The following is a 5,528-nucleotide window of genomic DNA, read 5'->3' as shown; positions in this document are numbered from 1 at the left end:
GCTAGGGACACGCCACGGTATAAAAAAGGTGCTCCCGCGATCAGCGATGCCCCGCTTTCCTGTATCCTTGCATCCATGCAGGAAGCCCTCGATGATACCGGTCTTTCCGGGGCCACCGTCACGCTCTCGATCCCTCTTGGGGCAGGTGTCGCACAAAAGACCCTCAACCCCCGGGTCGGGATTGAGGGCGGGATCTCGGTGCTCGGGTCGACCGGGCTTGTCGAACCATGGGACGATCACCTGGAAGAATCGGTGCAGGTACGGGTCGCCGGTGCAAAAAAGGTCGTCCTCACGACCGGCCGTATCGGGCTCCGGTACTCTCGCCTGCTCTTTCCCGATCACGAGATTGTGCTTGTCGGGGGCCGGATTAAGGAGGCCCTGTCAGCCACGAAGAGCGATGTGATCCTCTGCGGTCTCCCGGCACTGATCCTAAAATATATCGATCCGCATATCCTTGATGGTACCGGGTACGCGACCGTGGAAGAACTGTCTGCATCGCCGGCATTTTTACCGGTTGCGGCACCGGTGCTTGCAGGGTATAAAAAAGAACATCCCAAAGTACGGGTGGTCCTTGTGAACCGGGAAGGTACAATAATCGGGGAGAGTCCATGAAGATCGTCGGTGTCGGGTGCGGGCCGGGCATGCTCACGGAACAGGCAGCGCAGGTGATCCGGTCGGCACGGTTTATCTACGGGTCCAGCAGGGCGATCGAGATGGTACAAAAAATCATCCCGAAGAACTGCACTGTACGCTCCATCAGCGATTACCGGAACCTCTCGCAGCTGCCAGAGACCGCTGTTATCCTCTCGACCGGGGACCCGATGCTCGCCGGCCTCGGGTACCTGTCCGGCGAAGTAGTGCCGGGCATCTCATCCCTCCAGGTCGCCGCCGCCCGGCTGCACATCCCGCTCTCAAAGATTGCCGTTATCGTCGCCCACGGGAGGGGCCACGAAAAAGCGATGCAGGAGACGGTTGAAGAACTCAGGCACGAAAAAATTGTTTTTCTCATCGCCGATCCGAAATTCGATGTGACGGAACTGTACCGCCGCCTCTCCGCGATGGGGCTTTCTGTCCCGGTAAAGATCGCGGTCTGCGAAAACCTTGGCTACCCGGACGAGAAAATTGTCGTTGACGACCTGCTCGCCCCGCCCCTGCCGGATGCAGAGCTCTATTCGCTCATGATCGGGCATTTCGGGGAACCGATCAAGCGATGATGCGCCAAAGTTTTTTCTTTTATGACCGGGTACCTTAAAGGAGAGGAATTGTATGGATAAGGCAACAAAAACCCAGTTCAGTTACCTGTTCTTTATTGCAGGCCTGATTATGCTGATCATACCGGAGCTTAATGGTCTGGAATTCGTGCCCTATGAGATCCGGCAATACTTCCCTGTGATCTTTTACCCGGGAATTGTATGCATGGTTATCGGGTACTTGCTGAGATAACCGGAACGGATCAGATTTTTTTCAGGCAATATTTTTAACACTCTGATGGATGGGTTCTCCGCATACACTTTTATCGATTTTAACACGCGGTTTAATAATTCAAGATTTTCAGGAGCACTTCATTGTACAGCTGGAATTGCCCGCGTAAAACTGGAGACACTACCGTGTTTGGGACGCCAGTTTATTATGAGTGGATGTGTATTGAATGGTAATCGTGATTCTTCCGCAACACCTTGAGATCTACGGAAGCGACGGAGCTGGCTTGTACCCGGCAAAAAGAACTGGTGATCACCAGTGATCGAACTGCCGGTTATATCCCTGGATATCGTGCGGGAAGCCATACAAAATTTTGCGATCATCGCGACACTGGTCCTGCTCTATAATTTCATCCCGGATTCCATTATTTCACGATCGAAACTTACCTTTTCGCTCTGCGTTGGCGGCATCTTTGGCCTCGCCGCTGCAATCAGCATTCCCGCACTCTGGCAGGCAACAGGTAATCCAGTCCTTGGGTTTAACATCATACTTGTCCCGCTTGCAGGGTTTATCGGGGGCCCCGTGTCCGCTGCTGTTGCTGCCATTATCTTTCTTTTGGGTAGTGCAGCTGCATCGAGCGGATCATTGGCAGCAACGGATCTCCTGATCGTTGTCGTGAGTGGGATCCTGCTGGGCTCACTCATTCACGCTGGTCGATCATGGAAACACTTCCCTGCGTCATTTCTTGTCCAGCTTTTCATTCTTGGCATGGGTGTCGCACTTATCGAGTGTTATTCATTTGTCCTGTCCGTCGCTCTCCAGCCTGCTCTCGTCCCGCTCTCCTATTTTTCCTCAATCCTCTCTATAATACCTTTTGTCGTCTTTAGTATCGGAGGTACTATCCTTCTTGGTTCCATCGTCGGTTTTATCGACAGTAAAAAGCAGGCTGAACGGGAACTCCACGATCACAAGGATCATCTCGAACTGCTGGTACAGGAACGGACTGCCGAACTCCGGCAGGCAAACTCTCTCCAGAAGGCCACGATCGAGGCAACGGCGGATGGTATCGTTGTCATGGATAAGGACGGCATAATCCAAGAATATAACCAACGGGCAGCCCAGATTCTGAACATTCCTGCGCATTCTTCCCGTGATACAGAGGATTACGGAGCATGTACTGATCATCTTGTTGCATTCCTCTCGGATCCTGAAGAGTTTCTCCGGCTCATAACACCATTATCCGAGTCTGCCGAGAAGGTCGTCACGACAAATCTGACATTTACGAACGGCAGGATCTATGAACTTTATGTCCACCCGCAGCGGCTCGGTGACCGTATTATCGGGAGAGTATGGAGTTTCCATGATATCACGGAGCAGAGGCATGCGGAGGAGGCCGTCGCAGCGGCAAACAATAAGTTAGTCCTGCTTTCAAATATCACCCGCCACGATATCCTCAACCAGATAACCGGTCTCCATCTCCACCTCGAATTGCTTGACCATGAAAATCGCGACCATGTGGCTTCCACCCATATAAGTACCATGAAAAAGAGCCTTGATGTGATCCGGGAACAGCTGGAATTTACCCGGGATTACCAGGATCTCGGCCTTAAAAAACCCGAATGGCAGGATATTGGTATGGTATTTACCCGGGCTGTGGAATCATTTTCCGGGAAAAATATTGTTTTTTCCTGTGAGACGAACCATGTCGAGATCCTTGCGGATTCCATGCTCGGGCAGGTTTTCTACAACCTTATTGACAATTCCCTCAGGCACGGGGAGCGTGTATCAGAGATCCGGTTATCGGTAAAAAAGGATGATCCGGTACTGTTCCTGATGTACGAAGACAACGGTGCCGGTGTCTTACCGGAAGAGAAGGAGAAGATATTCCAGAAGGGGTTTGGGAAACATACCGGTCTTGGAATGTTCTTAATTAAGGAGATCCTGTCGATTACGGGGATTACCATCCGGGAAACCGGGACCTGGCAGCAGGGAGCAAGGTTCGAGATCCGCATTCCTCCCGGAAAATTCCGGTTCCCGTGATTTGCAGGACATTTTTTGCAGGGCAGCAGGTCTAAAAACCAGGATTAACCGGGCAGGCCCATGGATAATACTTCCAGGCCGGCAGGACAGTGTGTATTGCAGCCGAAACCAAATTTCCATCAGCGTTACTTCTTCTCGTCAGCCTGCCCTGTTTTCTTCTCTGGTTCCGGCTTTTTCTCAATTTTGATCTCGCACTGCCGGTCACCAGTGCACATGGTACGCACGAACCGGGCTGTGTAGTTTTTGTTGAGAAGCGGGACTGCACTGAGCACGAGCGCCATGCACCGTGAAAATACATGCTCATAATCAGTTGCAAGCGTGTGGCCATGGCTCAGGAAAGGACAGCGTTTGACAATGACGACCGCCCCATCCTCAGACAATCCGATGGTTTCTCCGCCATACTCAGGCCCGAAGAGGATAATGGTTGCGATCTGCACACTCCGCGCGATCTCAGGTGCATCCCGAACCGGAAGGGAGCAGTCATTGACGATGGTCTGAACCTGGCGTGCAAGTTCCATCCATATCTCCTGTTCGAGTGCATCATACTTTTTCCCAAGCGTCTCCCTGAACGCGATATCATAGAGCGTGGGAAGCGTCGCGGCGCACTCTGCAGCATACCGCCACCGCACGGCATCCGGGATATCCTTTAAATCCGGCATAATCTTCCTTGCAGGATGATTGGGAAAAAGGATAATATCAATGTGATGATGAGGGCAGGGCCTGCATGGCACACGGCTTCGAGATTTACGGGGACCCGGGAATTCGGACTGCCATTTCCTCCCGGGTATCTAGGAGCGGGGAACCATTCCCTAATCCGCCAGCCGGTATCCGGCCCGGCTTTTCCGGATAAAACCCTCTTTCTCAAGAGCCAGAAGGAGCCGGTTCACCCGAGCCGGCTCCTCACGCACATGATCGAGAATTGCATTTTCTCTTACAGGAGATTTCCCGATCAAAAATTTCAGGATCATCCCCCGGATCCTCCGGTCCGATCCCTCAAATGGGGCCTGCTTCGTGTAACCTGTGCTCTTCCGGTTCGGGTTTGGCACGCGCTTCTTGAGATCTGTCCCAAGGTCCATTAACGCCCAGTACCAGACATGGGGATTTTCCCGGTCGAGCGCCCGTTCGACAAGGGGCAGGATCTCCTTATCGGTCACTGCCTCCGTGCCCGGGAAAAAGAAATGGATAAAGACCCGGCGGATATTGGTCTCGATAAAGACGACCGGCAGGTTAAACGCGAACGCACAGATGGACGATGCGGTCGCCGGGCCTATGCCGGGAAATGCCGCGAGCACCTCCGGGTCGCGGGGGAGAGTCCCGCCGTACTCGTTTACCATCTTTTCTGCACATTTTTTCAGCGCGATAGCACGGCGGTTGTAGCCCATGCCTTGCCAAGCCGCGATTACGGCGCTCTGCGGAGCGCTGGCGAGCGCGACAGCGTCCGGGAACGATTGGATGAAGGCGGGATATTTCACCGTGACCCGTTCCACCTGCGTCTGCTGGAGCATGATCTCGGAAACGAGGATCCGGTACGGGTCGTCTGTGTGGCGCCAGAGCATGTCGTGCCGGCCGTGGCGCTTGTAGAACGAGAGCACCTGCGTTTGGAATTCCGCAATGGCCTCATCGGTCGGCGGGTCGCGGGAGCGGGACGGCCCGGGGAGATCGAGGTGTATCTGCGTGGTGGTTTTCATGGGTGCAGGGGAACTATGTATTCGTACGGTGTCGTCCGGAGTATGAGATAAAAATTGGGATTGCTGCAGGAAGGCGGCATGCGGGGCATATCCGCCGGAAACAACGGAGAGAACCGATCAAAACCGGTACACTGTCGATCCCATGAACTCCTTTTTCTCACGTCCGCTTGAACATCTCGTCCAGCTTCGCCCGGGAGAACCGGACCATGGTCGGACGTCCGTGCGGGCAGGTAAACGGGCTCTCGGTAGCCCGGAGCTGGTTTACGATACGCTGGCACTGCTCCAGCGTGCAGACGGTGCCTGCTTTTATTGCGCTCCGGCAGGCGATAACCCGGGTGATCCGCTCGCGATCGCTCACCGGCCGGGTGGGATCGCTGCTCA

The 5,528-nt window shown here is 54.0% G+C and carries 6 protein-coding genes and 1 pseudogene; 4 read left to right on the top strand and 3 right to left on the bottom strand.

The features are described 5' to 3' along the window. The 4 genes from WCE46_RS04055 to WCE46_RS04040 form a co-directional block, all read left to right on the top strand. The coding region (locus WCE46_RS04055) for a cobalt-precorrin-5B (C(1))-methyltransferase (protein WP_424732417.1) at window positions 1–612 on the top strand (612 nt) is incomplete at its 5' end. Beyond that, the gene (locus WCE46_RS04050; RefSeq protein ID WP_424732416.1) at window positions 609–1,214 is read left to right on the top strand and encodes a cobalt-precorrin-7 (C(5))-methyltransferase; all 606 of its coding nucleotides are present in this window, start codon (window positions 609–611) and stop codon (window positions 1,212–1,214) included. The genes WCE46_RS04055 and WCE46_RS04050, both read left to right, overlap by 4 nt. Before the next feature lie 52 nt (window positions 1,215–1,266). Next, window positions 1,267–1,443 (top strand): hypothetical protein, encoded by a 177-nt coding sequence (locus tag WCE46_RS04045; RefSeq protein ID WP_424732415.1) that lies wholly within the window; start codon window positions 1,267–1,269, stop codon window positions 1,441–1,443. 294 nt (window positions 1,444–1,737) lie between these two features. Then, window positions 1,738–3,459, top strand: a complete 1,722-nt coding sequence (locus tag WCE46_RS04040) for a sensor histidine kinase (RefSeq protein WP_424732414.1) — start codon at window positions 1,738–1,740, stop codon at window positions 3,457–3,459. Window positions 3,460–3,584: 125 nt separating this feature from the next. On the opposite strand, the gene WCE46_RS04035 is transcribed toward WCE46_RS04040, so the two are convergent. From WCE46_RS04035 to WCE46_RS04025, 3 genes and pseudogenes are all read right to left on the bottom strand, one after another. Then, window positions 3,585–4,118, bottom strand: a complete 534-nt coding sequence (locus WCE46_RS04035; protein ID WP_424732413.1) for a hypothetical protein — start codon at window positions 4,116–4,118, stop codon at window positions 3,585–3,587. Window positions 4,119–4,268: 150 nt separating this feature from the next. Continuing rightward, window positions 4,269–5,147, bottom strand: a complete 879-nt coding sequence (locus tag WCE46_RS04030; protein WP_424732412.1) for an A/G-specific adenine glycosylase — start codon at window positions 5,145–5,147, stop codon at window positions 4,269–4,271. Window positions 5,148–5,304: 157 nt separating this feature from the next. Further along, window positions 5,305–5,528 (bottom strand): annotated as a pseudogene (locus tag WCE46_RS04025) (DNA mismatch repair endonuclease MutL); the annotation flags it as partial.

This window comes from Methanoregula sp., from assembly GCF_049690535.1.
GTDB lineage: Archaea > Halobacteriota > Methanomicrobia > Methanomicrobiales > Methanospirillaceae > Methanoregula.
This window is presented reverse-complemented; position numbering and strand designations above follow the sequence as displayed.